This is a genomic window from Kitasatospora sp. NPDC091257 (assembly GCF_044757675.1).
Classification (GTDB): Bacteria; Actinomycetota; Actinomycetes; order Streptomycetales; family Streptomycetaceae; genus Kitasatospora; species Kitasatospora lactacystinica.
Window position 1 is genome coordinate 1 of the sequence record NZ_JBIVVI010001772.1, and the last position, 1,246, is coordinate 1,246.

The following is a 1,246-nucleotide window of genomic DNA, read 5'->3' on the forward strand; positions in this document are numbered from 1 at the left end:
CGACGTTCTTGCCCATGTTCAGGTGTCCAGTCTCTGTGCGGCGGGCGGCCGGTCGCACTCAAGGTGGTGCGGCCCGAACTGGCCGAGGATCCGGAGTTCCGCGCCCGGTTCGCCCAGGAGGTGGCCAGCGCCAGACGCATCCACGGACTGTTCACCGCCCAGCTCGTGGACGCCGGCGTGGAGGCCGCCCCGCCGTGGCTGGCCACCACGTACGTGCCGGGCCCGTCCCTGCAACAGGTGGTACGGCGCTTCGGCCCGCTCCCCGAACGGACGGTCCTGCTGCTGATCGCCGGCATCGCCGAGGCGCTGCAGGCGATCCACGCCACCGGGGTGGTGCACCGCGACCTCAAACCGGGCAACGTGCTGATCGCCCCGGACGGCCCCCGGGTGATCGACTTCGGCATCGCCCGGGCCGCCGACGCCGCCGCGCTCACCGGCACCGGGCTGCGCATCGGCTCGCCCGCCTACATGGCGCCCGAACAGGCGATGGGCCGGCCCGCGACCCCGGCCACCGACGTGTACGCCCTCGGCGCCCTCGCCGTCCACGTCGCCGGCGGCAACCCGCCCTTCGGCGACGGGCCGGACCCGTCGACGCTCTACCGGACCGTCCACGAGGAGCCGGACCTCACCCCGGTCCCGGCGGGCCTGCGCGAGCTGCTGCTGCACTGCCTCGCCAAGCGGCCCGAGGACCGGCCGACCACCGCCGAGGTGATCGCCGCCGCCCGGAGCCACCCGGCGGTCGGCGGGCACCTCAGGTTCGGCGACGACTGGCTGCCGCACCATCTGACCAACCAGATGACCCGGCACGCCGAGCTGCCGCAGGTACCGGCCGAGGCCGAGCGGGGTGATGCCGGCGAGCAGGGCGGTTTCGGTGATCCGGGCGGTTCCGGTGATCCGGGCGACCGGACGGACGGACCGGGCTGGGCCTCGGCCCGTACGGTCCTCGCCCCGGTGGCCGTCCCGACCCCCACCGTCGTCGCGTCCGGGCCGGTGCCGGAGCCCGCCGCGGCCTCCGGGCCGGTGCCGGCGTCCTCGGCGTCCGGCTCCGTCCCGGCGCCCTCGGCCGAGGGCGGCCCGGCGAGGCGCGCCCGGGCCGGAGGAGGCCGCAGACGGGCCCTCGGACGAACGGCGCTGACCGCCGCCGTGGCCCTGACCGTCGGCGCCGCGGCGGCGGTGTTCCTGCTCGACGACCCGGACCAGGTGGAGGCCGCCACCGAGGAGGCCCCGGTGTCCGGCACCGCCGCAC

General features: G+C 76.9%; 1 protein-coding gene. It reads left to right on the plus strand.

Annotation, left to right across the window (positions count from 1 at the left end; translation table 11 throughout):
* Positions 1-66: 66 nt before the first annotated feature.
* Positions 67-1,246 (plus strand): serine/threonine-protein kinase (locus tag ACIQOV_RS41920; RefSeq protein ID WP_401056462.1); only part of this gene is annotated, 1,180 nt, incomplete at its 3' end.